General features: G+C 61.1%; 22 protein-coding genes and 1 pseudogene. 8 read left to right on the top strand and 15 right to left on the bottom strand.

The window, feature by feature from the left end; translation table 11 throughout:
- Window positions 1–159: 159 nt before the first annotated feature.
- Both ACJ8HT_RS05265 and ACJ8HT_RS05260 read right to left on the bottom strand, forming a co-directional pair.
- Window positions 160–894 carry a hypothetical protein gene (locus ACJ8HT_RS05265; protein ID WP_064190319.1) on the bottom strand — a complete coding sequence of 245 codons (735 nt, stop codon included), beginning with the start codon at window positions 892–894 and terminating at the stop codon, window positions 160–162.
- The gene (locus ACJ8HT_RS05260; RefSeq protein ID WP_197652799.1) at window positions 879–1298 is read right to left on the bottom strand and encodes a hypothetical protein; all 420 of its coding nucleotides are present in this window, start codon (window positions 1296–1298) and stop codon (window positions 879–881) included. The genes ACJ8HT_RS05265 and ACJ8HT_RS05260 overlap by 16 nt, the downstream gene beginning before the upstream one ends.
- 314 nt (window positions 1299–1612) lie before the next feature.
- On the opposite strand from ACJ8HT_RS05260, the pseudogene ACJ8HT_RS05255 reads away from it, so the two are divergent.
- Window positions 1613–1891: pseudogene (locus tag ACJ8HT_RS05255) on the top strand (chloramphenicol acetyltransferase); the annotation flags it as partial.
- Between the two features lie 116 nt (window positions 1892–2007).
- Here ACJ8HT_RS05255 and nrdG read toward each other — a convergent pair.
- The 3 genes from nrdG to ACJ8HT_RS05240 all read right to left on the bottom strand — a co-directional run bounded on the left by nrdG (window position 2008) and on the right by ACJ8HT_RS05240 (window position 5938).
- Entirely contained in the window at window positions 2008–2472 is a 465-nt protein-coding gene (gene nrdG / locus ACJ8HT_RS05250) for an anaerobic ribonucleoside-triphosphate reductase-activating protein (RefSeq protein ID WP_117287201.1), read from the bottom strand.
- 168 nt (window positions 2473–2640) lie between these two features.
- Complete coding sequence (nrdD, locus tag ACJ8HT_RS05245; RefSeq protein ID WP_004933403.1) at window positions 2641–4779, bottom strand: anaerobic ribonucleoside-triphosphate reductase; 2139 nt, start codon at window positions 4777–4779, stop codon at window positions 2641–2643.
- Window positions 4780–5023: 244 nt separating this feature from the next.
- Complete coding sequence (locus tag ACJ8HT_RS05240) at window positions 5024–5938, bottom strand: LysR family transcriptional regulator (protein WP_194571732.1); 915 nt, start codon at window positions 5936–5938, stop codon at window positions 5024–5026.
- 106 nt (window positions 5939–6044) lie between these two features.
- Here ACJ8HT_RS05240 and ACJ8HT_RS05235 point away from each other — a divergent pair, with 106 nt between their 5' ends.
- A complete protein-coding gene (locus tag ACJ8HT_RS05235; RefSeq protein WP_033652976.1) occupies window positions 6045–6569 on the top strand; it encodes an NAD(P)H-dependent oxidoreductase in 525 nt (174 codons plus the stop codon).
- Between the two features lie 28 nt (window positions 6570–6597).
- On the opposite strand, the gene treC is transcribed toward ACJ8HT_RS05235, so the two are convergent.
- From treC to treR, 3 genes are all read right to left on the bottom strand, one after another.
- Entirely contained in the window at window positions 6598–8262 is a 1665-nt protein-coding gene (treC, locus tag ACJ8HT_RS05230; protein WP_197652798.1) for an alpha,alpha-phosphotrehalase, read from the bottom strand.
- A gap of 197 nt (window positions 8263–8459) precedes the next feature.
- Window positions 8460–9875 (bottom strand): PTS trehalose transporter subunit IIBC, encoded by a 1416-nt coding sequence (gene treB / locus ACJ8HT_RS05225; RefSeq protein ID WP_197652797.1) that lies wholly within the window; start codon window positions 9873–9875, stop codon window positions 8460–8462.
- Window positions 9876–10012: 137 nt separating this feature from the next.
- Window positions 10013–10960 (bottom strand): trehalose operon repressor TreR, encoded by a 948-nt coding sequence (gene treR, locus ACJ8HT_RS05220; protein ID WP_038879034.1) that lies wholly within the window; start codon window positions 10958–10960, stop codon window positions 10013–10015.
- A gap of 423 nt (window positions 10961–11383) precedes the next feature.
- Here treR and mgtA point away from each other — a divergent pair, with 423 nt between their 5' ends.
- The 4 genes from mgtA (at window position 11384) to ACJ8HT_RS05200 (ending at window position 17801) form a co-directional block, all read left to right on the top strand.
- On the top strand, window positions 11384–14092 hold the full coding sequence (gene mgtA / locus ACJ8HT_RS05215) for a magnesium-translocating P-type ATPase (protein WP_197652796.1): 2709 nt from the start codon (window positions 11384–11386) through the stop codon (window positions 14090–14092).
- Between the two features lie 267 nt (window positions 14093–14359).
- The gene (locus tag ACJ8HT_RS05210; RefSeq protein WP_197652795.1) at window positions 14360–16753 is read left to right on the top strand and encodes a beta-N-acetylhexosaminidase; all 2394 of its coding nucleotides are present in this window, start codon (window positions 14360–14362) and stop codon (window positions 16751–16753) included.
- Window positions 16754–16893: 140 nt separating this feature from the next.
- A complete protein-coding gene (locus ACJ8HT_RS05205) occupies window positions 16894–17472 on the top strand; it encodes a hypothetical protein (RefSeq protein ID WP_194572847.1) in 579 nt (192 codons plus the stop codon).
- Between the two features lie 62 nt (window positions 17473–17534).
- Complete coding sequence (locus tag ACJ8HT_RS05200; protein ID WP_084826923.1) at window positions 17535–17801, top strand: hypothetical protein; 267 nt, start codon at window positions 17535–17537, stop codon at window positions 17799–17801.
- Between the two features lie 47 nt (window positions 17802–17848).
- Here ACJ8HT_RS05200 and ridA read toward each other — a convergent pair whose 3' ends face one another.
- From ridA to argF, 5 genes are all read right to left on the bottom strand, one after another.
- Entirely contained in the window at window positions 17849–18235 is a 387-nt protein-coding gene (gene ridA, locus ACJ8HT_RS05195; RefSeq protein WP_004933379.1) for a 2-iminobutanoate/2-iminopropanoate deaminase, read from the bottom strand.
- Window positions 18236–18392: 157 nt separating this feature from the next.
- A complete protein-coding gene (pyrI, locus tag ACJ8HT_RS05190) occupies window positions 18393–18857 on the bottom strand; it encodes an aspartate carbamoyltransferase regulatory subunit (RefSeq protein ID WP_019453298.1) in 465 nt (154 codons plus the stop codon).
- A gap of 12 nt (window positions 18858–18869) precedes the next feature.
- Window positions 18870–19805 carry an aspartate carbamoyltransferase gene (gene pyrB, locus ACJ8HT_RS05185; RefSeq protein ID WP_049271187.1) on the bottom strand — a complete coding sequence of 312 codons (936 nt, stop codon included), beginning with the start codon at window positions 19803–19805 and terminating at the stop codon, window positions 18870–18872.
- 298 nt (window positions 19806–20103) lie between these two features.
- Window positions 20104–21672 carry an ABC transporter substrate-binding protein gene (locus tag ACJ8HT_RS05180; protein ID WP_197652794.1) on the bottom strand — a complete coding sequence of 523 codons (1569 nt, stop codon included), beginning with the start codon at window positions 21670–21672 and terminating at the stop codon, window positions 20104–20106.
- Between the two features lie 195 nt (window positions 21673–21867).
- On the bottom strand, window positions 21868–22887 hold the full coding sequence (argF, locus tag ACJ8HT_RS05175) for an ornithine carbamoyltransferase (RefSeq protein ID WP_197652793.1): 1020 nt from the start codon (window positions 22885–22887) through the stop codon (window positions 21868–21870).
- Between the two features lie 162 nt (window positions 22888–23049).
- Between argF and rraB the strand changes: the two genes are divergently transcribed.
- Together rraB and miaE are read left to right on the top strand one after the other, a co-directional pair.
- Window positions 23050–23475 carry a ribonuclease E inhibitor RraB gene (rraB, locus tag ACJ8HT_RS05170; protein ID WP_197652792.1) on the top strand — a complete coding sequence of 142 codons (426 nt, stop codon included), beginning with the start codon at window positions 23050–23052 and terminating at the stop codon, window positions 23473–23475.
- A gap of 54 nt (window positions 23476–23529) precedes the next feature.
- The gene (gene miaE / locus ACJ8HT_RS05165) at window positions 23530–24294 is read left to right on the top strand and encodes a tRNA isopentenyl-2-thiomethyl-A-37 hydroxylase MiaE (RefSeq protein ID WP_015376459.1); all 765 of its coding nucleotides are present in this window, start codon (window positions 23530–23532) and stop codon (window positions 24292–24294) included.
- 15 nt (window positions 24295–24309) lie between these two features.
- On the opposite strand, the gene ACJ8HT_RS05160 is transcribed toward miaE, so the two are convergent.
- On the bottom strand, window positions 24310–25917 hold the full coding sequence (locus ACJ8HT_RS05160; protein ID WP_194572850.1) for a GMC family oxidoreductase: 1608 nt from the start codon (window positions 25915–25917) through the stop codon (window positions 24310–24312).
- A gap of 226 nt (window positions 25918–26143) precedes the next feature.
- Window positions 26144–26647: a GNAT family N-acetyltransferase gene (locus ACJ8HT_RS05155; protein ID WP_004933360.1), complete on the bottom strand. Its 504-nt coding sequence runs from the start codon at window positions 26645–26647 to the stop codon at window positions 26144–26146.
- Window positions 26648–26743: the final 96 nt, after the last annotated feature.

Genomic DNA, 26743 nt, shown 5'->3' with positions numbered 1-26743 from the left:
TGAATCGCCATGGGTGTTGCTAGCAATGCCTTGAGCCAATCAACTGGGGGCAGGTCATGTGCCTATTAGCTCAATGCGGAGCGGCCACGGTGTAAAGGCCAGCTTGTAGGCAATGATCTGATTTTTGGGGGAATAAAAACCCGCCGAAGCGGTTTTTTTTTAAGCTGAAATGATCAACACCAGGTAATAACATTGCTGGATATTCGGGTTGAAGGGATATTGCTGCCACTTGCCCAACGATGAGGGGTTTAGTTTCCCGATGTCCCAAGGTATGAAGCCTTTTACCCCTTTGGCTCCATCACCTAACTCTTCGACATACTCATGTTTAGCTACGTTGTAAATATCAACGCGGCCGACAACGTTGCGAACTGTATTTGCCCATAGGGCTGCCCCATAAACTGTTTGGGTGTTATCGCAGATTAGATGTTTGTGGACTTCCGTCAGATGACGGTAAATCTGCCCCGCCAAACCAGCACCAGCTCGTTCAGGCGTAACATAAGCGCCTCGTATTTGCTTACCTTCAGCTGGGTTTCCGTTTGGGTCTATGAAAGAGAAATTGTCATAAGCAAATCGAGCAATCACTTCAGATTTGCCCTCGTCCTCCATCTCAAGAACCATGATGCGATCAACGATCTCACTGTCTTCCAACCCGTCGTTGTCACGCAAATCGTCGATGTGGCTGGCAATGAACTCAGGATCGGTGAAGGCAACTTCTTCCACTACCGCTATGTGATGATAATCGGCGCTATCGTAGGTTGTTTCCGTTAGGCGGAGAATTACGACGTCGTCAGGCAGGATGAAGCATGACGTGTGTGAAACAAAACTCCCGCCTGGGAAAGACGGGAGTTGGGAAAGATCTTTGGCGTAATTGTCGCCGATTAGAGAAGGTGCCATTCCTTTTTGCAATCCTGATTTTTAGCTTCACGGTGATTGACGTGAGCAGAAAAGTGCTTTTCCATGAAATCAGCAACTGATGTTTCAATCATTCCAATAACTTCGTCGTTTAAAGACAGGTTTGGATATTGCTTTTCAGGCTTCACGGTAAAGCGCAGGTTCTCACCACGAATGGCGATCTCCGCAAATGGCTTAACAACAGTCGTGTCCAGCGCTCGCTTGAGGTCGCTTTTCAGGGTAACGATAAAGTGCTGCGAATCCTTCTGGGTACGGTTCAGCATCCTACGCACTTCAACAGTGTCAGGAAACATAGAACGAGGTTCAAAGCTCGCGATTACACTCGTATTGTCACGAATGGTCTGAATCGAGCGCTGGTTCTTCGTTTTAGCTTGTGCGTGTAACATATACCCACCTTAGCCTGGACACCCATGTGTCTCATGGCGATTGCTCCACCCATGTGGAACCTATCAAGTCAGTTGACGCCATCGTGAACTGTCTATTAAATCTACATAATAGAGTCGTAATATGCAACCACAAAACAGCGAAAAGCCTTTTGTACAAAGGGAAAATAGCTTCTGTGGAGTATGCCGAGACGTCACTGTGATAACGTGACTTAACGGGATTTTTTCTCCCAATGGCACAACGTAGCACCTTGAACGTTTTGGGAAAGGATCTCACGTTTTGTTTCCTGCGTTAGCTGAACGCTATGGCTAACATAATGGGTAATGATGTATGGATTGGGTACTAGGCGCTGATTATGCCAGGTATTAAGATCGGCAACGTGTCAATCATTTCATCACGTTCAGTGGTTACCTCTGATGTTCCCGCTTATTCAGTTATCGGTGGTAATCCGGCCAGGGTCATTAAAAAACGCTTCACAGATGAAAACATTCTGGCACTGGAGAGGCTGGCATGGTGGGATTGGCCTGTAGAAAAGATTACCCTAAAACTCACGGCAATCATGTCCGCTGATATTGAAGCACTACTGGACGCATAGATGCTGCCGTTTGTCTTTTGCATAGTCAGGATAAGTAACATCCGCTTTTGGCACAAACCCGCCCGTCAGATTAACTCCATACCGTAGCTCTGCCAGATCGAGTCTGTGCAGCTAGCTCAACGCAGTTTATGCACCACCTGGTTGCTGCTGCCGCGCCAGATCAGCGCCGGGTCTTTCAAATCCTGCACGAACTTGCCGTCGATCAACACGTTGATCCTGTCCACTACCTGCATTTGCTGCGCGTCCAGCTCTGCCAGCCGGTAGCCGGTCCACAGCCAGATATCCTTGCCGGGGCACTCGGCGCGCACCCGTTTCACCAGCGTTAAGATGCTCGGCACGTTGGCCGGGTGCAGCGGATCGCCGCCGGAGAGCGACAGCCCTTGGCGCGGCACGCGCGTATCGTTCAGATCGGCGATGATGCGGTCTTCCAGCGCCGGGGTAAACGGTTGGCCGGAGTTGAGCCGCCAGGTGCTTTTGTTGTAGCAACCGGGGCACTGGTGCACGCAACCGGCGACAAACAGCGTGCAGCGGGTGCCGGGGCCGTTGACGACGTCGATCGGGTAGTACTGGTGATAATTCATGTGAGGTCTGCCCATCAGGCTATTTTACTGGCCATTTTGCCTCCGGGCAGGGCTCCCAATCCTCACGTACTGCGTATACGCTGCGGTTTGTGCGCGCTGGCCGAAGGCAAACTGGCTGCGACAATCACGCCTGATGAACAGGCTTCTGCATAGGTTGCACGGCGCTTTTCAGCCGAGCTGCCCGTTGCCGAGGTGTTTCACCCGGCGTTTCACCTCTTCCTGCTTGCCGGCGTTGAACGGCCGGGCATCGGGGCTGCCGAGATAGCCGCACACCCGGCGGGTGACCGAGACCTTGGCCGAGTCGTGGTTGCCGCATTTCGGGCAGGTGAAGCCCTTGCTGGTGCAGGAGAATTCACCGGTGAAGCCGCATTCGTAGCACTCGTCGATCGGCGTGTTGGTGCCGTAGTAAGGCACCCGGCTGTAGCTGTAATCCCACACGTCTTCCAGCGCCTTCAGGTTGTGCTGCAGGTTCGGGTATTCGCCGTAGCAGATGAAGCCGCCGCTGGCCAACGGCGGGTAGGGCGCTTCGAAGTCCAGCTTGTCGTACGGATTGACCTTCTTCTCCACGTCGAGGTGGAAGCTGTTGGTGTAATAGCCCTTGTCGGTTACGCCCGGCACCACGCCGAAATCGGCGGTGTCCAGCCGGCAGAAGCGATCGCACAGGTTCTCGCTCGGCGTGCTGTAGAGGCTGAAGCCGTAGCCGGTCTCGTCTTTCCAGGCGTCGACGGCGGCGCGCAGCCGTGCGACGATCGCCACCGCTTTGGCGCGCAGCGCTTCGTCGTCATACACGTGGTTTTCGCCGCCGAACAGCGCGTTGATGGTCTCGTGCAGGCCGATGTAGCCTAGCGAAATCGAGGCGCGGCCGTTCTTGAAGATATCGGCGATGTTGTCGTCGGCCTTGAGCCGCACGCCGCAGGCGCCTTCCATGTACAAGATTGGCGCCACCCGCGCCTTGATGCCTTCCAGCCGGGCGATGCGCGTCATCAGGGCCTTTTTCGCCAGCTGCAGGCGCTGATCCAGCAGCGCCCAGAAGCGCGACTCATCGCCCATCGCCTCCAGCGCGATGCGCGGCAGGTTGAGGCTGATGACGCCGATGTTGTTGCGGCCGTCGTGCACCAGTTCGCCGTCCTGCTCGTAGGTGCCGAGGAAGCTGCGGCAGCCCATCGGCGTTTTGAACGAGCCGGTCACCTTCACCACCTGATCGTAGTTGAGGATGTCCGGGTACATGCGCTTGCTGGCGCACTCCAGCGCCAGCTGTTTGATGTCGTAGTTCGGATCGCCGTACTGGTGGTTGAGGCCGTCGCGGATGGCGAACACCAGTTTGGGGAACACGGCGGTCTTGCGGTTTTTGCCCAGCCCGGCGATGCGGTTTTTCAGGATCGAGCGCTGGATCAGGCGCGACTCCCAGCTGGTGCCGAGGCCGAAGCCGAAGGTGACAAACGGCGTCTGGCCGTTGGCGGTGTGCAGGGTGTTGACCTCGTACTCCAGCGACTGGAAGGCGTCGTAACACTCTTTCTCGGTGCGCGCCATGGCATAGCCTTTGGCGTCCGGGATCTGCCACTCTTCCGCCACCTGCAGGTGTTTGCGGAAGCTCTCGTCGACGAACGGCGCCAGGATTTCATCGATGCGGTTGATGGTGGTGCCGCCATAGATATGGCTGGCGACCTGGGCGATGATCTGCGCGGTCACGGCGGTGGCGGTGGAGATCGACTTCGGCGGCTCAATCTCGGCGTTGCCCATCTTGAAGCCGTTGGTCAGCATGCCTTTCAGATCGATCAGCATGCAGTTGAACATCGGGAAGAACGGCGAGTAGTCGAGATCGTGGTAGTGAATTTCGCCGCGTTCATGGGCCAGCACCACGTCGCGCGGCAGGATGTGCTGCTTGGCGTAGTGTTTGGCGACGATGCCCGCCAGCAGGTCGCGCTGAGTGGGGATCACCTTGCTGTCCTTGTTGGCGTTCTCGTTCAGCAGCGCGCGGTTGCTCTGTTCGACCAGGCCGCGAATCTCCTGGTTCAGGCGGCCGCGCAGCTCGCGCGCCACGTCGCGATCGTGGCGGTATTCGATATAGGCGCGCGCCAGCTGTTTGTACTCGCCGGCCATCAGCTGGTTTTCCACCGCCTGCTGGATCTCGTGGATATCGACGCGCGGCTGCTGCTCCATGCGCTGAGCGACCACGCGGGCGACGGTGGCGCAGTAGTCGGCGTCGACCACGCCCACCGCCAGCGCGGCGCGCTCGATGGCCTGCGCGATGCGCGCTTCGTCAAAAGGTACCTGGCAACCGTCCCGCTTAATCACTACTGGTTTCACGTTGTACTCCTTGTTCCCCGAGGGAGCGTTCATACCCGCCTGGCGTGGCGAGCAACCGTCAAATTTCGCTTATCCACAGGGCAAAGCCGCAGCACGCAAGGGCTGTGGCGGCGTGTGGATGATTTTGTGGATAACTACTATATATAGGTGTTCGCAATTCTTAATGCACTATATATAGATATTGGCGAGATTCTTTTGATGTAGAACAAGGAAATCGGAAGAGCGTGCGCAAGCTGAACAGACGTCAATCGCCCGCCGGCCGATCGCGAAAATGCGCCAGCAGAAAATCGACCCAGACGCGCACCCGCGGCGGCAGATCCGCCGAAGCGTAATAGAGCCACAGCTGCACCGGGCGCGGCCAGCACTCCGCCAGCACCGGCCGCAGCGTGCCCTGTTCGAAATGCTTTTCGAGATACCAGCGCGCCAGGTTGACGATGCCCAGCCCGGCCAACGCCGCATCCAACAACATTTCCGGGCGACTCACCACCAATCGGCCGTTCAGATCCAGCGCCAGCGTTTCGCCCTGATGGCGCAGCTGCCATTTGACGTGGCGGCCGTTGCTGGGGTTGCGGTGCAGCAGGCAGTCGTGCCGCAGCAGGTCGTGCGGCGTTTGCGGTTCACCGTGCCGCGCCAGATAGTCGGGCGACGCCGCCAGCACCATGTGCATCGGGTAGAGCGGGCGCGCCACCAGCCGGCTGTCGGGATCGACCCGGCTGCCGATGCCGACGTCGAAACCTTCGCCCACCAGATTCACCACCCGGGCGTCCAACGACAGATCGAGATCGATCTGCGGGTAGCGCGCCAGAAATTGCGGGATCAACGGCATCAGCATCTGGCGGCCGAAGCCGGGGATCATCGTGACGCGCACCACCCCGGCCGGCGCCTGCCGCTCGCCGCCGGCGCTTTCCAGCGTCGCCGCCAACGCCTGCCACAGCGGCGCCACCTGCGCCAGCAGCGCTTTGCCTTCGTCGGTCAGCAGCACGTTGTGGGTGTTGCGCTGAAACAGCCGCAGCGCCAGCTTCTCTTCCAGCGCGCGGATATTTTTGCTGACCGCCGCCGGCGTGACGCCCAGCTGGCGGGCGGCGGCGGAGAAATTTTGCGCCTGCGCGGCGGCGAGGAAGGCCGGCAGCAGGCGGTGCACGTCAAAGGGCAGCGACATAGTGGTTGATACTTTCGGTTGAAATTGAAGTGACCTTGAACAGCCTACACCCGAAGCGGCAGAAATGGAAAAATGCCTCATCTTCTTTACGTTCAAGGAATCCTTTATGTCACGCATTTTAGTGTTAACCGCCCACCGCACCCCCGACGAGTCGCGCATCAACCAGGCGCTGATCGAGGCCGTGCGCCCGCTGCCTAACGTGACCGTGCACGAGCTGATCCGCGCTTACCCGGATTACCGCATCGACGTGGCGCGCGAACAGGAGCTGCTGGAAAGCCACGATGCGGTGGTGATGATGTTCCCGTTTTTCTGGTACAGCTCGCCGGCGATCCTGCGCGAATGGCAGGACGCGGTATTAACCTATGGTTTTGCCTACGGCAGCGAGGGCACCAAACTGCACGGCAAGCCGCTGCAGCTGGTGGTGAGCACCGGCGGCAACGCGCAGGCCTACACGCCGGCAGGCTACAACCGCTATCCGGTGCAGGATCTGCTGCTGCCGTTCCACGCGCTGGCTAACCTGACCGGCATGGATTATCTGCCGCCGCATCTGGTGCAGGGCGTGAGCGACATGAGCGATGAGCAGTTGGCGCAAGCGGCCGCCGGGGTGGTGGCGCTGATGGGGACATTGTAGGGCGCAGTGCTCGCCGCGCCCTGCGGGGTCAGTCTTCGAGCAGCCACCACACCGCTTCGAACGGCCGCAGCGTCAGCGCCTGCGGCTGATCCGCCGAGTCGCTGTAGTTGCTCATCAGCGGGCGCCATTGGGCGGAGGCTTCCACGCCTTCGGCCGCCCAGGCCAGCGGCTCGCGGCTCAGGTTGGCCACCACCAGCAGGCGCTGGCCGTTCCAGCTGCGCTGATAGCACCACAGCGCCGGGTGATCCGGCGCCAGATCCTGATAGTCGCCGTGGGTTAGCAGCGGATACTGCTTGCGCAGGGTGATCAGCTGGCGGTAGGCGTAAAACACCGAGTCGAGATCGGCCAGCGCCGCGTCGGCGTTGATCTGCGGGTAGTTCTCGGCGCAGCCGATCCACGGCGTGCCGGTGGTGAAACCGGCGTGCGGCGCGGCGCTCCACTGCATCGGCGTGCGGCCGTTGTCGCGCGATTTGTCCGCCAGGATCGCCAGCAGTTCGGCGTCGCCGCGGCCCTGGGCGCTCAGCTCGGCGTACATGTTCAGGCTTTCCACGTCGCGGTACTGCTCGATGGTGCGGAAGCCGGGGTTGGTCATGCCGATCTCTTCACCCTGGTAGATATAAGGGGTGCCCTGCATGCCGTGCAGCACCATTGCCAGCATTTTGGCGGCCGGCACCCGCAGTGCGCCTTCATCGCCGAAGCGCGACACGATGCGCGGCTGATCGTGGTTACACCAGAACAGCGCGTTCCAGGCGCGGTTATGCATCCCTTGCTGCCAGTGGCGGAAGATCTGCTTTAACTCCACGTAATCCGGCGCCGCCCGCGTCCATTTTTCGCCGCCGGCGTAGTCTACCTTCAGGTGGTGGAAGTTGAAGGTCATCGACAGCTCTTCGCCGCTCTGCGCCGCGTACTGTTGGCAATGCTCAAGCGTGGTGGAAGACATCTCGCCCACCGTCATCAGGCCGCGCGGCTGAAACACGTCGCGGCTCATCTCCTGCAGGAACTCGTGAATGCGCGGGCCGTCGGTGTAGAAGCGGCGGCCGTCGCCCTGGCTGTCGGACGGGAAGTCCTGCTGCTTGGACACCAGATTGATCACGTCGAGACGCAGGCCATCGACGCCTTTGTCCGCCCAGAACTGGCACACTTTCTTCAGCTCTTCGCGTACCGGCGGGTGTTCCCAGTTGAGATCCGCCTGCTCGGTGGCGAACAGGTGCAGATAATACTGGCCGCTGTCGGCGTGCCACTGCCAGGCGTTGCCGCCGAACTTGGAGCGCCAGTTGTTCGGCGGCGTATCGTCTTCGCCGTCGCGCCAGACGTAGAACTGACGATACGGGCTGTGGCGATCCTGCGCGGCCTTGAACCACGGGTGCTCGGTCGAGGTGTGGTTGAACACCATGTCCATCACGATGCGGATGCCGCGCCGGTGGGCAGCGGCGACCAGCTGCTCGAAGTCCGCCATGGTGCCGTAAGCCGGATCGATGGCGCAGTAGTCCGCCACGTCATAGCCGTTGTCCACCTGCGGCGAGACGTAGACCGGCGTCAGCCAGATGGCGTCGACGCCCAGCTCCTGCAGATAGTCCAGCCGCCGGGTCACGCCGGCCAAATCGCCGTAGCCGTTGCCGGTGCTGTCTTGAAAACTCTTCGGATAAATTTGGTAGATGACGCCGTTCTGCCACCAGGGGGTTGGGTTGCTCATAGCTGTATACCTTTGAATTGTGACAACGGGCCCGTACCCTTCATCTTTCAAACTGCAGCGTTGTTGGCTGCTGGCGCTGCACCCCAGTCACTTACTTGAGTAAGCTCCTGGGGATTTGCACCCTTGCCGCCTAGCTGCAGCTCGAAAGCTATAGGGTATTTCCAGCCCCTACATTCATGTTGCGTATTTTGCGTCAATTAAACCGGCAGCTCGCCGCGGGCGGCCTTGCGTTTGTAGACCATGATGGTCAGCACCAGCGGGATGACGATCGCCACCAGAATCGCCAGCGAGTAAATCAGCCAGAACTGCGGCTTGATAGACAGGATGCCCGGCAGGCCGCCGACGCCGATGCCGTTGGCCATCACGCCGTCCAGGCCGCAGATAAGGCCGGCGATCGCGGAGCCGATCATCGCGCACAGCATCGGGAAGCGGTATTTGAGGTTGATGCCGTACATCGCCGGTTCGGTCACGCCGAGGTAGGCGGAGATCGCCGCCGGCACCGAGATTTCACGCTCGTTGGCCTTGCGGCTGATGATGATGATGCCGAGCACCGCCGAGGCCTGCGCGATGTTGGACAGCGCAATCAGCGGCCATACCGGGGTGCCGCCCATGCTCTGGATCATCTGCATGTCGATGGCCAGCGTGGTCTGGTGCACGCCGGTGATCACCAGCGGTGCATACAGGAAGCCGAACAGCGCGGCGCCCACCGGGGCGAAGCTGCCGGTCATCACCGCTTTCACCGCCCAGGCGACGCCGTCGCCGATCATGCGGCCGAACGGCCCGATCAGTGCGTGCGCCAGGAACACCGCCAGCAGCAGCGAAACCACCGGCACTACCACCAGATAGAGATAGTCGGGGATGATCTTTTTCAGCCGGGTTTCGATCCAGCCCAGCGCCATGCCTGCCAGGATCGACGGGATCACCTGCGCCTGATAGCCGACTTTCTGGATCACGAACCAGCCGAAGTTCCACACTTCCGGCGTTTGCTGGCCGAGCAGGTAGGAGTTCATCAGCTGCGGCGACACCAGGGTGACGCCCAGCACGATGCCGAGTACCGGCGTGCCGCCCATCTTTTTCACCGTCGACCAGCAGATGGCCACCGGCAGGAACATGAAGATCGCTTCACCGAGCAGCCACAGGAAGTCGTAAACGGTTTTCCACGCCGGGTGCATCTGCGCCAGCGTTTGGCCGTCGGACATCGGGATGTCGCCGATCACGTTGCGGAAGCCGAGGATCAGACCGCCGCTGATCAGCGCCGGCAGCAGCGGGAAGAAGATCTCGGCGAAGTGAGAGATGGTGCGCTCGGTCCAGGTCATGTTCTGGCGCGCGGCGACCTTGGCCTGTTCCTTGTCGGCCTCGTTGACGCCGGTGCTGGCGATCAGCGCCTGATAGTAGTCGCCGACGTCGGTGCCGATCACCACCTGGAACTGCCCGGCGTTGGTGAAGCAACCTTTGACCATCGGCAGCTCTTCGATTTCTTTGGGGCTGGCCTTGCTGGGGTCATTGAGGACGAAACGCAGCCGGGTAATGCAATGGCTGACGGTGGCGATGTTCTCGCGGCCGCCGACCAAAACAATCAGGCGATCAATATCCTGCTGTTTTACTTTGCTCATTATGGGATACCTGCAGAGGTGTTGACTGAGTAATGATCAAAGCTTAGCCACTCGGCTTTTTGAATGAAATGGGAACGTTCCCGGTTTGGGGCGAGGATCACAAAATGACAAAAAATGGTCAACTTCTAAGCAGATCGTCAGGAAAGTTTGCTGGGCACCACCAGGCGGCGGATCCCCTGTTCGCCGCTGAGCTGCGCCAGCAGCTGCTGCGCCGCCAGCAGGCCGGCGCTGCCGTAGCCGAACTCGACCGACAGGGTATCGGGGAACAGGAAGCTGAGCAGCGGGGTGTTGCCGATGGCGCACACCTGAATGGCGTGTGCCGGCTGCTGCTGCAGATATTTGATCGCCCCCAGGGCGATGCTGTCGGAGGCGCAGATCAGCGCGCTGGTGTGCGAGTCGATCACCTCGGCGGCGTGTTGGAAACCGCTCTGGTAGCTCAGCTCGCCCAGCGTGGCGCGCGGCGTGAGCTTGAGGCGTTCACAGGCGTCGAGGTAGGCCTGATAGCGGCGCTGGCCGGTGGTGGCGTCGCTGAGCTGCACCCCCAGATAGCCGATATGCCGGTGCCCCTGCCGGTGCAGGCGATCCATCAGCAGGTTCACCGCGCCGGCGTCGTCGTAGCAGACGGACGAGAAGCCGTCGTATTCACGCACCATCACCACCATTTTTTCCTGCCACGGTTTGAGCATCGCCGCGGTCAGGCCGGTGAAGCCGAACAGGATCACCCCGTCGACGTTGCGCTGGCGCAGCACGTGCAGGTGCTCCTGCACCAGGCGGGTTTCGAACTGGCTCTCCATCACGATCGGGTCGAAGCCTTGCTGATACAGCAGCGGCAGCATGGTGCGCACCGCCTGGTTTTCCGACGGCGAATCGAGACGGGAAACGATGATGCCCACCACCTTGTCGCTCTGGCCGCGCATGGCGCGCGCCGACTTGGAGGGGGTAAACCCTTGCTGACGGATCACCGCTTCCACCCGTTCGCGGGTTTGCGGGCTCACGCTGCCTTCATTGTTCAGCACGCGTGAGACGGTGGATTTGCCTACGCCGCTCAGGCGTGCGATGTCCTTGATGGTCAGCCGGTTTTGCATGGTTTACTTGTCGTTTAGGTTGTAAGGCGTAAATTGACGGCCAATAATGAATGCCCGTCAGCATAGCTCATTTTCCGACGCGGATCTTGATGCAAAACGGGATTGTGACATTGCGATGAACGGCCGCTCCTGCCGCTCTGTTTTTCCCTTTACCGGAGGTTATACCCCATATGGACCCCGACCCGACTGCTTTAGACACTCACTCGGTTCTCCGGTAAAACCTCTCCGCCTGGCGCTGCTGTTTTACCGGTGAAGTACATCACGGTAACCGGTGGCGCGCGCTTCGTCGTTCGCTCCTGCTGCTGAAAAAAAGAATAAGGATCTGCATTGGCAGAGGCTTTTTGGCGTGCCCGCCATCCGCCCGGTCGATGACGATCCCCGTTTACCCGCTGCCGTGAGGCACCGGGCGACGAGGTGCGAACCATGAAACTGAAAAAACTCCCCCGTCAGCTGCTGGGCCTGTTCGCCCGCGGCATTCCGCGCCGTTTGGTGCGCCGCGACAGCCTGCTGGACAGCGTCGGCGGCGCTGCGCGCGATATGCCGGCTGGCCTGGCGCAGCAGCGGCTGGAATGCGCCGCCGCAGAGACGATGCAGCTGTTTGAGCGTTTCCACAGCCACCCGGAAGGCATCACCGCCCATGAGGCGGAACAGGTGCGCCAGCGCTGCGGCGAGAACGTCATCGACGATCAGCAAAAAGAGGCCTGGTGGCAGCACCTCTGGCACTGTTACCGCAACCCGTTCAACCTGCTGCTGACCGCGCTCGGCATGATTTCTTATGCCACCGAGGATCTCACCGGCGCCTTGGTGATCGCGCTGATGGTGCTGATCTCCACGCTGCTGAACTTCATCCAGGAGGCGCGCTCCAACCGGGCGGCCGACGCGCTGAAGGCCATGGTGAGCAACACCGCCACGGTGATCCGCAGCGATGCGCTCACCGGCAGGAGCGAGCACGTGGAGCTGCCGATCGCGCAGCTGGTGCCGGGCGATATCATCAAGCTGGCGGCCGGCGACATGATCCCGGCGGATCTGCGCGTGCTGTCGGCCAAGGATCTGTTCATCAGCCAGGCGGCGCTGACCGGTGAATCGCTGCCGGTGGAGAAATCCGCGGCGCCGCAGGCGTTGGCGGCCGATCCGCTCGACTGCCAGAACCTGTGCTTCATGGGCACCAACGTGGTCAGCGGCACCGCGCTGGCGATGGTGATCGGCACCGGCGGCAACACCTATTTCGGCCAGCTGGCGCAGCGCGTCACCAGCCAGGATGAGCAGCCGAACGCCTTCCAGAGCGGCATCAGCAAGGTCAGCTGGCTGCTGATCCGCTTTATGCTGGTGATGACGCCGATCGTGCTGCTGATCAACGGCTACACCAAGGGCGACTGGTGGGAAGCGGCGCTGTTCGCGCTGTCGGTGGCGGTCGGGCTGACCCCAGAAATGCTGCCGATGATCGTCACCTCGACGCTGGCCAAAGGGGCGGTGAAACTGTCGCGCCAGAAGGTGATCGTCAAACGCCTGGACGCCATCCAAAACTTCGGCGCCATGGATATTCTGTGCACCGACAAGACCGGCACCCTGACCCAGGACAAGATCGTGCTGGAGCGCCACACCGACGTGTTCGGCGCCAGCAGCGAGCGGGTGCTGCGCTACGCTTGGCTGAACAGCTTCTACCAGACCGGGCTGAAAAATCTGCTCGACGTGGCGGTGCTGAGCTGCGCGGAGCAAAATCAGCAGCCGGAAGCGCTGCAGCACTACCGTAAGGTGGATGAGATCCCGTTCGACTTTGTGCGCCGCCGCATGTCGGTGGTGGTGGCCAAGGACAACGAGTATCACGAGCTGGTGTGCAAGGGCGCGCTGGAAGAGATGCTGGCGATTTGCAGCCACGTGCGCCACGAAGACGAGGTGATCCCGCTCAGCGAGGCGCTGCTGGCGCGCATTCGCCGCATCACCGACGATCTCAACCAGCAGGGGCTGCGGGTGGTGGCAGTGGCCAACAAGATCCTGCCGGCGCAAACCCATGAATACGGCGTGGCGGACGAGTCGGATTTGATCCTCGAAGGCTACGTCGCCTTCCTCGATCCGCCGAAGGAGAGCACCGCGCCGGCGCTGGCGGCGCTGAAACAGAATGGCGTCACAGTGAAGATCCTCACCGGCGACAACGAGCTGGTGGCCGCCAAAGTGTGCCGGGACGTCGGGCTGGCGGCCGAGCACCTGCTGCGCGGCAGCGAGATCGAGCAGATGGACGACGAGCAGCTGGCGCAGGCGGCGGCGCGCACCACGGTGTTCGCCAAGCTGACGCCGCTGCACAAAGAGCGCATCGTCAAACTGCTGCGCCGCCAGGGGCACGTGGTGGGCTTTATGGGCGACGGCATCAACGACGCGCCGGCGCTGCGCGCGGCCGATATCGGCATCTCCGTCGATTCGGCGGTGGACATCGCCAAGGAAGCGGCGGACATCATCCTGCTGGAAAAAAGCCTGATGGTGCTGGAGCAGGGGGTGATCGAAGGGCGCCGGACCTTCGCCAACATGCTGAAATACATCAAGATGACCGCCAGCTCCAACTTCGGTAACGTGTTCAGCGTGCTGATCGCCAGCGCCTTCCTGCCGTTCCTGCCGATGTTGCCGCTGCACCTGTTGATTCAGAACCTGATGTACGACATCTCGCAGATCGCCATCCCGTTCGATAACGTCGACGACGATCAGATCACCCAGCCGCAGCGCTGGAACTCCGCCGATCTGGGGCGGTTTATGGTGTTCTTCGGGCCGATCAGCTCGATCTTCGACGTGCTGACCTTCTGCCTGATGTGGTGGGTGTTCAAGGCCAATACGCCGGAAATGCAGACGCTGTTCCAGTCCGGCTGGTTCGTGGAAGGGCTGTTGTCGCAAACGCTGATCGTGCACATGATCCGCACGCGCAAAATTCCGTTTATCCAGAGCCGCCCATCCTGGCCGCTGTGCATCATGACGCTGGCGGTGATCGCCACCGGCATCGGCCTGGTGTTCTCGCCGCTGGCCGGCTTCCTGCAGCTGCAGGCGCTGCCGCTCGGCTACTTCCCGTGGCTGGTACTGATCCTCGCCGGTTACATGGTGCTGACCCAGTGTGTGAAAGGCTGGTTCGTGCGCCGCTACGGCTGGCAATAACCCGTTCGCCCCCTCCGGCCGGGAGGGGGCAACTGTGATCCCGTCCGCTTTTTCACCGCAACGGTTGGACATCTGTTCTGTGCTGCGTCTTTATCTACAGCGTTGGCTGTTTTCCCCTGCGCCTTTCAAGCCACCGCGTTGTTGGCTGTACGCCCGCCCCCCAGTTACTTAGCAGACCTAAGCGCCTGGGGATGCGGGCGCTTGCCGCCTAGCGGTGGTTTGAAATTCATTGGGGATATTTTGTTTTTTTCCTCTGAGGAATTTCCGATGCACAGACCTTTCCGTTATACGCTACTGGCTTCATCGTTATGGTTTTCTGGCGGCGCGCTGGCGCAGCCGGCCGGCGATCTGCCGCTGATGCCCTGGCCGCAGCAGGTGGAAGTGACGCAACCGGCGGGCAAGCTGATTTTGGATCGCCAGTTGTCGTTAAGCGTCCAGGGTGACGACTTGGGCGATGCGCTGCCGCGCTGGCGCCAGCGCATCGAACTGCAGACCGGCTGGACGCTGGCGCCGATGGAAAAAGCGAACGGCGCGGCGATCAAGGTGGTGATCAAGGACCGGGTGGCGGCGCAGCCGCTGCCGGGCAGCGACGAAAGTTACCGGCTGGCGGTCACGCCGCAGGGCGCCACGCTGACCGCCAACACCCGCTTCGGCGCGCTGCGCGGCATGGAAACCCTGCTGCGGCTGCTGCAGACCGACGGGCAAAACACCTTCCTGCCGCTGGTGGATATCCGCGATGTGCCGCGCTTCCCGTGGCGCGGCGTCTTGTTGGATTCGGCGCGCCATTTCCTGCCGCTGCCGGACATTCTGCGCCAGCTCGATGGCATGGCGGCGGCCAAGCTTAACGTGTTCCACTGGCACCTGACCGACGATCAGGGCTGGCGCTTCGCCTCCGAGCACTACCCCAAACTGCAACAGCAGGCCAGCGACGGCCAGTTCTACACCCGCGAGCAGATGCGGCAGGTAGTGGCTTACGCCACGGCGCGCGGCATTCGCGTGGTGCCGGAGATCGACATGCCGGGGCACGCCTCTAGCATCGCGGTGGCCTATCCCGACCTGATGAGCGCGCCGGGGCCGTATCGCATGGAGCGCGAGTGGGGCGTGCATAAGCCGACGCTCGATCCGACCCGCGACGAGGTGTACCAGTTTGTCGACACGATCGTCGGCGAGCTGGCGGCGATCCTCCCCGATCCCTATCTGCACATCGGCGGCGACGAAGTTGACGCCAGCCAGTGGCGGGCATCGCCGTCTATTCAGGCGTTTATGCAGAAGAACGGGCTGGCGGATACCCATGCGCTGCAGGCCTACTTCAACCAGAAGCTGGAAAAGATCCTCGAGAAGCACCAGCGGCAGATGGTCGGCTGGGACGAGATCTACCACCCGTCGCTGCCGCGTTCGATCGTCATTCAATCCTGGCAGGGGCAAGACTCGCTGGGTGCCAGCGCCCAGGACGGCTATCAGGGCATTCTCTCCACCGGTTTCTATCTCGATCAGCCGCAAAGCACCGCCTATCACTACCGCAATGAAATTCTGCCGCAGCCGCTGGGGATCGAGACGGCGGTGCAGCCCGGCGAGCAGGCGCAAAGCTGGCGCTTCAGCATGCCGCGTCTGAAGGGGAGCGCGGTGGAGGGTAGCTTCACGCTGATCGAGGGCAAGCAGGGCTGGCGCGGCTTTATCGATTTCAACGGCAAGTCGCGCCGCGCGGTGCACGACATCGTCTGGCGCACGCCGCAGCAGGTGACGTTCCGCGTCGATACCTGGATGGGCGACACGCGGCCGGTGTTCACGCAGCAGCAGGACAAGCTCAGCGGCTATACGCTGGTCGGCAACGTGCGTTACCCCACCCGCGGCGACAAGCTGGCGGTGGTGCCGGCGGGCAAGATGCCGGTGGTGCCAGACGAGAAAGGGCAGGCCAACATTCTCGGCGGCGAAGCGGCGCTGTGGGCGGAAAACGTGCGTGCGCCGCTTCTCGATCTTAAGCTGTGGCCGCGGGCCTTCGCGGTGGCGGAGCGGCTGTGGTCGGCGCAGTACGTCACCGACGAAAGCAACATGTACCGGCGGCTGGCGGCGATCGACGCCTGGTCGGTGGTGTCGGCCGGCCTGCAGCAGCACGCGGAAACGGCGCGCGAATTCACCCGGCTGAGCAACAGCGTGCAGATCCTGCCGCTGCAGATCCTGGCCGAGGCGGTGGAGCCGGCGCAGTATTACACCCGCCAGCACCTGAAGTTCCAGGCCGGCAACTATCACCAGTTCGAGCCGCTGAACCGCTTTGCCGATGCGCTACCGCCGGAGAGCGGCGCAGTGCGCGACATGCATGCCCAGGTTGCGGCCTTGTTGAAGGATAAGCGCGATAAGGCGGCGGCGCAGGCGCTGCGCGAACGGCTGCAGCGCTGGCAGGCGAACGGCGCTGCATTGCAGACGGCGATCGCGGGCAACCGCACGCTGCGCGATCTGGCGCCGATGGCGCAGGACGTTGGCGCCTTGGCCACGCTGGGCTTAACGCTGCTGGATCGCCATCAGCAGGGCAAACCGCTGAGCCGGGCCGAGGCCGAGCAAGCGCAGCGCCAGCTGGATGCGGCGGCGCAGACGCGCGACGAAGTGGTGATTGCGGCGGTGTACCCGCTGGAGGCGCTGCTGCGGGGGATGCAAACGGCGCCGTAAGGAGGGGGGCGAAGAAACTGCGGGGCGTATTCCATATCTCGACATTGCGATGTGGTTGAAAGAGCAGAAACGACGGGCTGGTTGTAAAATCCAGCCCGATTTGTTCATTCAATACGGTTTACGCATTCAAGGGATTGATAATGCCGCATGTTTTTAATGTCCGATTGATTGGAGAAGGCGCACTGGCTGCAACCAATGACCTCTTTGCTGAGGCCGGGTATGGTGTCCGGGTGCAAATGATGAATGCTGAAGATTTTGAGTGGTGCGTTGCGTTAGCTCGCCAACAACCCGAAGAGCGCCGTATTCCCTGGGAGTTGAATGGCGCCGCGTTGGGCGATCCTGACGGCTTTATGTTTAGCTTTAAGATACAGGGCATCGATGACCGGCCGGCAGGCGCCTGTCTCTGCCGGTTTTGCCCGGCTGCAGGCGAGCATCTGGCGATGTTAAATATTGAGATGCTGCAGAATTTTCGTATTAGAGACTCGAGCCTTGATGGCAATACGCTACGTTTTGCGCTCTATGTCGCCGTGCTCTTTATGGTGGAGACGGCATGCGCAGGTTTGCGTTTAATATCGCCGATTAATATGGAGTTGGCCGATTATTATATAAATCATCATCATTTTGTCGACCTCACCGGGGGGCTCAAACAGATACTTTATCGAGACGCTGAGGCGCTTTTCCTGTGGTTCCAGGAAGGTTTTTCGCCGCCGGCCTCATAATTGAAGGTGGGTGAAATTTGCGCAATAATGGCGAAATGCCGGTAGGGTCACAGGAGGTTCGCATGGTGATAAAGTCAACAAAACGTCAGGTAACAAAACCTGCCTCTTATGAGCTGAAGGTGTATAAATTCGGCATGGAAGGTGTAGATGCAGTGAACACCTATACATCTGAACAGATTGACCGCATAACGCCTCGCGGCAAACCGATTACGGCTTCGCGAGAAGAGGTTATCGCCGTTTTAAAACAGGCGGTTAAACAGGTTAACGCTTCATCCTCTCCGGCTGCTGAAACTTTGGGTTGTGTCCGTCGGCGCCCAGCATTCAAGTAATGTAAAAACGGCCAGTCTGCACTGGCCGTGATTCGCGTGAGCGTCGATTAACGGCGCACGGCGATGGCTTCGATTTCGATCTTCACGTCTTTTGGCAGACGCGCCACTTCCACGCAGGAGCGGGCCGGGAACGGCGCGCTGTGCTCGGTGAAGAAGGCTTCGTACGCGGCGTTGACGGTGGCGAAGTCGTTCAGGTCTTTCACGAACACGGTGGTTTTCACGATGTCGGCAACGATCAGGCCGGCGGCTTCGACGATCGCTTTGACGTTTTCCAGCGACTGGCGCGCCTGAGCGGCCACGTCGTCGGCAACGGCGCCGGTTTTCGGATCGACCGGGATCTGGCCGGAAGTGATGATCATGCTGCCCAGATCAACGCCCTGCACGTAAGGACCAATGGCTGCCGGGGCGAGTTCAGTGCTGATATTACGTGACATGTTTTCTCCTGATAGACCCGTTGTCTTTCACGCCGCCGCGCGGTCGGCCGCAGCTTGAAATTCGATGGGTAGCAACGTGGGTAGAGTTATTTTCAGGCATCCATTATAGGGAGTGACGCGCAGATTAACAGCGCCGCTCCCGCTAAAAGGGCAGAATTCAGTCGGCCTGCAACACCACCTGATGCTCGAACTCTTTCTCGCAGTAGCGGCACTTCAGGTGCACTTCGCCGTCGCGAGGTTTCACGCTGAAGCTCGACGCCACCGGCTCGCTGCGGCTGATGCAGTTGCCGTTCGGGCAGGTCAGCACGCCGTCGATGTGGTCAGGCAGGCTGAGGGTCAGTTTGCGCACCACTTCATAATTATCGATGCGGTTTACCGTGGCCTTCGGCGCGTACATCGCCAGCTGGTTGGCCTGCTGCTCGGTCAGGAAGGTGTTCTCGATCTTGATCAGATCCTTGCGGCCCAGCTCATTGGAAGGCAGGTTCAGGCCGATGGTGATGCGCTGGTCGGTGGCGGTCAGCTTGAATAGCGTCAGCAGTTTGAAACCGATCTGCGCCGGAATGTGGTCGATCACCGTACCGCATTTGATCGCTTCGACCTGCAGTTTGTTGTCGTGAGTCATGGCGGTTCCCCCTTAAAGAGCCAAATCTGCGTTGAGCACCAGCGCCAGCAGCGCCTGACGGGCGAAGATGCCGTTGCCCGCCTGCTGGAAATAGTAAGCGTACGGCGTTTTATCTACGTCGGTGGCGATTTCGTCGATGCGCGGCAGCGGGTGCAGCACCTTGAGGTTGGCGCGCGCGCCGGCCAGATCCGCAGCGCGCAGGACGAACTGCGCCTTCACGTTGGCGTACTCGGAAGGATCGAGGCGCTCTTTCTGTACCCGGGTCATGTAGAGAATATCCAGCTCCGGCACCACTTCTTCAATGCTGCTGTGCAGGCTGTACTCGATGCCTTTCTCTTCCAGCATTTTCAGGATGTAGGCCGGCATCGCCAGCGCGTCCGGGGCGATGAAGTAGAAGCGGTTGCCTTCGAACTTGGCCAGCGCCTGGGTGAGCGAGTGCACGGTGCGGCCGTACTTCAGGTCGCCGACCATGGCGATGCTGAGGTTGCTCAGGCGGCCCTGGGTTTCCTGGATGGTGAACAGATCCAGCAGGGTCTGGGTCGGGTGCTGGTTGGCGCCGTCGCCGGCGTTGAGCACCGGCACGTTGCCGGAGAACTCTGAGGCCATGCGCGCCGCGCCTTCCTGTGGATGACGCATCACGATGGCGTCTACGTAGGTGCTGATCACCGAGATGGTGTCGGCCAGGGTTTCGCCTTTCTTGCCGAGTGAGGTGTTGCTGCCGTCGGCGAAACCGACTACCGAGGCGCCGAGGCGGTGCATCGAGGTTTCGAACGACAGGCGGGTACGGGTCGAGGCTTCGAAGAAGCAGCTGGCGATCACCTTGTGTTTCAACAGTTCCGGCTGCGGGTTGGCTTTCAGACCGGCGGCGGTGCGCAGCACCAGCTCCAGATCCTCGCGGCTGAGATCGTTAATAGAGATGATGTGTTTGTGATACAGCGGGTTGGCCATTTTTCACTCCTCCTCGACGCGTGCCCGTGGCGCGGGACTTTGGGATATTCTCAAGGCAAAAAAAAGCCCCTCAACGAGGGGCTTGAAACGATCGGTTTAGCAACAGGAGAAACAACGGCAGCTGGCCGCCGATAGGCAGTCGGTTTTGTCGATTGTGGCTAACAAAACATACGTCGTTTTTCATGCTTTCTCCTGGCAAATTGTGGCGCATTATACTCGCGCTTTTCGCCACTGCAAGCGCTAAAACGCCGTTTTTTGCCGCCCCGCAATCGATTGGCCGGCGATGGTCGCCCGCCGGCTATTTGCTGACGCGATCGTAGTAGACCATGTCGGCGTTCAGCCCCTGTTGGTAGCCTTTGACGTTGTCGCGCAGCACCACTTCGGTTTTGGCCTGATCGATAAACACGTACGGCGAACTGCGCTGCAGCTCCTGCTGCATGGCGGTGTACAGCGCGCGGCGCTTGGCCGGATCGGCTTCGGCCAGCGCCGCCAGCGTCTGCTGGTTCAACTGCGGGATCTGCCAGCCGTTCAGCCCGGCCACCGTGCTGCTTTTGCCGTCGTTGTAGGCGAAGGCGCTGGCGTTGGAGTGGGCGTCGAAATAATCCGGGATCCACAGGCGGATCGCCGCCTGATGCTGCCTGGCGCGCACGCGGGAGTAGACCTGGCTGCCCGCGGCCGGCAGCAGCTCTACCTTCACGCCGGCGGCGGCGAAGCTGCCCTGCAGCGCCTGCGCGATGGTGATGAACGGCGGCTTGTTCTCTACGTCCAGCGTAAAGGCGGCATGGGTGATGCCCGCCTTGGCCAAGATGGCTTTCGCCTTGGCCGGATCGTAGCTGAACGGGTTGGTCTCCAGCGCGCCCGGCAGCCCGACCGGCAGGAAGCTCTGGTGTACGAAGTATTGGCCCTTCAGCAGATCCTTCGTGATGCCCTGATAATCCACCAGGTAGCGTGCCGCTTCCCAGAAGGCCGGGTTGTTCAGCAGCGGATTGGCGCCGTTGCCAGTGTTGAATACCAGGTAGTTTTGCTCGGCGGACGGGATCTCCAGCACCTTGACGCCCGGCTGGTTCTTCAGCGTGTCGGTCTGATCGGCGCCCAGTTCGCGGGCGATATCGGCGTCGCCCTGCTGGATCAGCAGGCGGCGGGTGGCCGGATCCGGCACGTTTTTAATGATGATATTTTTCAGCTGCGGTTTGTCGCCCGGCGTGGTGGGGTTGGCGTCCAGCACGATCGCCTGGTGCGGCTGATAGACGCGCATCTTGAACGGGCCGCTGCCGGCGGAGTGCATTTTCAGCCAGGCGTTGCCGAAGTCGCCGTCTTTGACGTTGGCCAGCGCCGCCTTGCTGTCGACGATCGAAGCGATCGGCGTCGAGAGGATATTCAGCGCCACCGCCGGGCTGACGTCCGCCGTCCAGCGCAGCTGCACGGTATGTTCGTCGATCTTCTTCAACTGCGCGTCAATGTTGTCCGGCTGCCAGCCGAGCACGTTGAGGATGAACGCGGGCGACTTGTTCATTTTGACCGCGCGGCTGTAGGAAAAGATCACGTCGTCGGCGGTCAGCGGGTTGCCGGAGGCGAACGCCGCCTGCGGCCGCAGTTTCACCGTCAGCGTTTTGGCCGCCGCATCGCTCTGCCAGCTTTCCGCCAGCACCGGCGCTACCTTGGCCGGATCGTCGCGATCCGCCTGCACCAATCGCTGGTACAGGCTGGGCACCGTCTGGATGCTGGAGAGTTCGTTGGCTTCCGCCGGATCGAGGCTGACGATGTCATCCAGCGATTGCACCACTACCAGCGTATTCGGTGGCGTGGCGGCTAACACGGCGGCGGGCAGGGCGGCGAGCAGGAACAGCGGCAAGAGTTTGGCTTTCATCGATGTGTATCCCCTGAAGGCGCCGCAAGGCGACGCTGAGAACGGTTTGTTATCGTTGGTTTTCACGGCGCGGGCACCGTCGGCCTGTCACGGTAGAACCTTTGCCCGCGGCGGGCAAAGGTCAATCCGCTATTTGATATTCCAGGAATATATTAGCCGCCCTGGCCGGGGGCGCCAGGGCGGAGAGGAGGACTGTCAGAGGGTTTTGCTCAGCGTGGCGACCAGCACCGCCTTGATGGTGTGCAGCCGGTTTTCCGCCTGATCGAACACCACGCTGTGCGCCGATTCGAACACCTCGTCGGTCACTTCCATGCCGCCGTGCAGATCGTACTGCTGCGCCATCTGCTTGCCGAGCGTGGTTTGATCGTCGTGGAACGCCGGCAGGCAGTGCAGGAACTTCACGTTCGGGTTGCCGGTCAGCTTCAGCATCGCCATGTTGACCTGATACGGCCGCAGCAGCGCGATACGCTCCTGCCAGGTCTCTTTCGGTTCGCCCATCGATACCCAGACGTCGGTGTAGAGGAAGTCGGCGTCTTGCACCCCTTCGGCGATGTCTTCGGTCAGGGTGAGTTTCGCGCCGGTTTGCTGCGCCAGCGCCTGGCATTCGGCCACCAGCTCCGGCTGCGGCCAGCAGGCCTTCGGCGCCACCAGCCGCAGATCCATACCCGCCAGCGCGGCGGCTTCCAGCAGCGTGTTGCCCATGTTGTTGCGCGCGTCGCCGATGTAAGCCAGTTTCACTTCGCTCAGCGCCTTGCCCGGCAGGTGCTCCTGCACGGTGAGCAGATCCGCCAGCAGTTGGGTGGGGTGGAACTCGTCGGTCAGGCCGTTCCATACCGGCACGCCGGCGTATTCCGCCAGGGTTTCCACCAGCGCCTGGCCGTAGCCGCGATACTGAATACCGTCGTACAGGCGGCCCAGCACCCGGGCGGTGTCTTTCATCGACTCCTTATGGCCGATCTGGCTGCCGCTCGGGCCGAGATAGGTCACCTGTGCGCCCTGATCGAATGCGGCAACTTCGAAAGAGCATCGCGTGCGGGTCGAGTCTTTTTCGAAGATGAGCGCAATGTTTTTGCCCTGCAGCCGGCGCTGTTCCTGCCCTTGCTTCTTGGCCTGCTTCAGATCGGCCGACAGCCGCAGCAGCGCCTGCAGCTCGGCGGGGGTGAAATCCATTAACCTCAGAAAGTGACGTTGGTAGAACGCATTGCCGGTGCTCATAGTCCGATTCCCTGATTGCTCAATTGAATTAAAATTCACTTTATATGTATGAATATTCAATTTCAACCCCGGCGAGGAAATCTTTCACGTTTATCGTGGAAGCAATGTCGGCGGTGTGTGAAAATAGAAGGAATGAAGGCCATTTGACTTGAGGATATAGGCATGGCAAACCGCGAATTGCTGGAAGAACAACGTGAAGAGACCCGCCTGATCATCGAAGAACTGCTGGAAGACGGCAGCGATCCGGACGCGCTCTACACCATCGAGCACCATCTGTCCGCCGAGAAATTTGAGGTTCTGGAGCAGGCCGCCGTTGAAGCCTTCAAGCTGGGCTACGAAGTGACCGACGCCGAAGAGCTGGAAGCGGAAGACGGTTCGATGGTGATGTGCTGCGACGTGATCAGCGAAGTCGGCCTGAACGCCGAGCTGATCGACGCCCAGGTCGAGCAGCTGGTGGCGCTGGCGGAACGCTGCGGCGTCAACTACGACGGCTGGGGCACCTACTTCGAAGATCCGAACGGTGAAGACGGTGAGGATGACGAAGACGGCGACTACATCGACGAAGACGACGACGGCAAACGCCACTAATTCCTTTCCGATCAATACCTGTGGGCTGGCTTTCGCCGGCCCCTGATAAACGCCATGACATACCAATCCCTGTTAGCCCCGATTTTAAGCTTCCTGCACTGTGAAACTCCCGACGCCTGGATCGACGCCGCGCGCCGTCCGGAAAACCTGCAGCTGTTGCTGACTGACCACCTGGTGTGCGAGCTGAAAGCCGCGCAGACCGGCATGTGGCTGATCCGCCGCTACGTGGCGGACAAAGAGAGCGGCGACGCGCTGTTGGCGCTGCTCCGGCCCTACGAGGCGTTTCTGCACGAGGCGCAGGGCGCGCCGGACACGCTGTTCCGCCAGGGCCAGTTCACCCGCAAGATCCTGCCGAAAAACGGCTCGGCCTACGGCCAGGATCTGGCGGATCGTATGGTGCTGTTGATCAAGGAAGAGCTGCATCACTTCTCGCAGGTGCTGGAGATTATGCAGGCGCGCGGGATCCCGTATCGCAAGATCACCGCCAGCCGCTACGCCAAGGGCATGATCCGCGAGATCCGCACTCACGATCCGGCGACGCTGATCGACAAACTGATCTGCGGCGCCTACATCGAAGCGCGATCCTGCGAACGCTTCGCCAAACTGGCGCCGCACCTGGACGACGAGCTGAACCGCTTTTACGTCTCGCTGCTGCGATCCGAAGCGCGGCACTATCAGGACTACCTGACGCTGGCGGAACAGATCGCCGGCGGCGACATCAGCGAACGGGTGGCGCATTTCGGCCGCCTCGAAGCTGAGCTGATCCTGTCGCCGGACAGCGAGCTGCGCTTCCACAGCGGCGTGCCCGCCGCCGCCTGACGTTGAGGCGCGCCCCTACTTCGGCGCGCCCAGCAACAGGTCCACCGCCTTTTCCGCCAGCATGATGGTCGGCGCATTGGTGTTGCCGCTGGTGAGCTGCGGCATCACCGAGCAGTCGATCACCCGCAGCTGTTCAAAACCGTGCACCCGCAGCTGCGGATCGGTCACCGCGTCCTGCGGCGACGGCCCCATGCGGCAGCTGCCCACCGGGTGATACACCGTCTTGCAGAAGTTGCGCACGAACTCTTCCAGCTGCGCCTCGTCGCGCGTCCACTCCGGCTGCGGCATCAGCAGATCTTTGATCAGCGGCTTCAGCGCCGCGGTTTGCAGGAAGCCCAGGCCGAACTTCACCGCGCGCACGCTGCCGGCCAGATCGTCCGGGTGGCCGAGGTAGTTGGCGTGCAGCTTGACCGGATCGCGCGGGTTGCTGCTGCGCAGCAGCACTTCGCCGCGCGCCTTCGGCTGCAGGTAGCCGACCTTGAGCGTGAAGCCGTGAATGTTCGGCAGCGGCTCGCCGGGCACGTCGTCCCAGCTGTCCAGCAGCGGCAGAAAGTGGATTTGCACGTCCGGCCGGCCGTCGCCCTGGCTGTCGGTGAAGGCGGCGCCTTCCAGCACGTTGGACGAGAGCACCCCACTGCGGAACGCCAGCCATTGCGCGCCGTGGCTCAGCGCCTGCAGGCCGCGATCGGCGCCGAACAGGCTGATCGGCTCGCGGGTGCTGACGTTGATCGACATGTGCAGATGGTCGTGGAAGTTTTTACCCACCGGCAGATCCGCCCGCACCTCGATGCCCAGCTGCTGCAGGTGGTCGCGCGGGCCGATGCCGGAGAGCATCAGCAGCTTCGGCGAACCGACCGCGCCGGCGCTGACGATCACCTCTTTGGTGGCGCGCGCGGTGACTTCCGTGCCGCCGTTCTGGCTGTAGACCACGCCGGTGGCGACGCTGCCCTCGAAGGTCAGCCGGTGCGCCAGGGCGTTCAGTTTCACCACCAGCCGCCGTTCGTCGCGCACCGCCTTCAGGTAGGTGCGGGCAGTGCTGGCGCGTTCGCCGTTGTGGGTGGTGGTTTGGTAGAAACCGACGCCGTGCTGGCTGTCGCCGTTGAAGTCGTTGCGGTAGGGCAGGTTCAGCTCCTGGCCGGCGCGGATAAACGCCATGCTGAGCGGGTGGCGGTAGCGGTTTTCGCTGACCGGCAGCAGCCCGTCGGCGCCGTGGTAGTCGTCCGACAGGCTTTCGTTGGCCTCGGCGCGTTTGAAATAGGGCAGCACCTCGCGGTAGCTCCAGCCGGTGCAGCCGTAGCGTTCGGCCCAGTCGTCGTAGTCCTGCGGCTGGCCGCGCAGGTAGATCATGCCGTTGACCGAGCTGCTGCCGCCCAGCACCTTGCCCTGTGCGATCTGCATGCGGCGGTTGTTGGCGTGCGGTTCCGGTTCCGTCTCGTAGGGCCAGCTCTTTTTGGCGATGATCTTGGCCACCCCGGCCGGCATCTTGATGAACAGGTTATTGTCGTCGCCGCCGGCTTCCAGCAGCAGCACCCGCGCCTGGGTGCGGCGGATCAGCTGCGCCGCCAGCACGCAGCCGGCGGAACCGGCGCCGACGATGATGTAATCAAAGGTATTTTCCGACATGACAGCTCTCCGTGCGCGATTGGGATACTGGCAGAGTAACGCGGGGGGAAAAGCGGTCAATTTGCGATCGTTAATTTATTAACGAACTTCACATTAAATTTACATCGTGGTTTTTAACGTCAGTTTATCTGCTTGAAAAACGGCGTTATAGCGAGTTTTACTGATTGATTGCGATATTAATAAAAAGGCGCAGCAAGCTGCGCCATGATAGAGAGGCGGGGGGCGATTACAGCGTTTTCAGCATGGTGACTTCGCAATCGACGTGGCCGGTGGCGCCCATCGCGTGGTCGATGTGTTCGAAGCCCAGGTGTTCGTACAGCGCAACGGCCTGCGTCAGGCTGGCTGTGGTCTCAAGGTAACAACAGCGGAAGCCGTGCTGGCGGGCGAAATCCAGCGCCTGCAGCGCCAGGCGTTTCGCCAATCCCTTGCCGCGCAACACCGGCAGGAAATACATCTTCTGCAATTCGCAAATATCGTCTGCGCCGCCCTGCAGCGGCGCGATGCCGCCGCCGCCGGCGACCTGACCGTCCACCTCGATCACCCAGTAAGCGCTGCGCGGCAGGCTGTAGAGCTGATACAGGGCGTCCAGATTGGGATCGGAGACGGTATAGCCTTTATCCGCCGTCAGGCCGTGCTCGGCAGAGACTTCGCGAATGACGTGAGCAATGGCGGGATTGTCTTCCGCCGTGATGGGGCGCACCAGCAGGCGCGCCGGGGTTGCTGTTGTCATGTTTACACTCGCCATTGAAAGAGACCACGTTCGTTTTTCGTTTTTATCGCAGCACGAAACGCGCCGGGGGTTATTTCCCGGCGGCGTCCCTGCAGC

The organism is Serratia sp. CY44782 (assembly GCF_052168715.1).
Taxonomy (GTDB): domain Bacteria; phylum Pseudomonadota; class Gammaproteobacteria; order Enterobacterales; family Enterobacteriaceae; genus Serratia; species Serratia nevei.
This window is presented reverse-complemented; position numbering and strand designations above follow the sequence as displayed.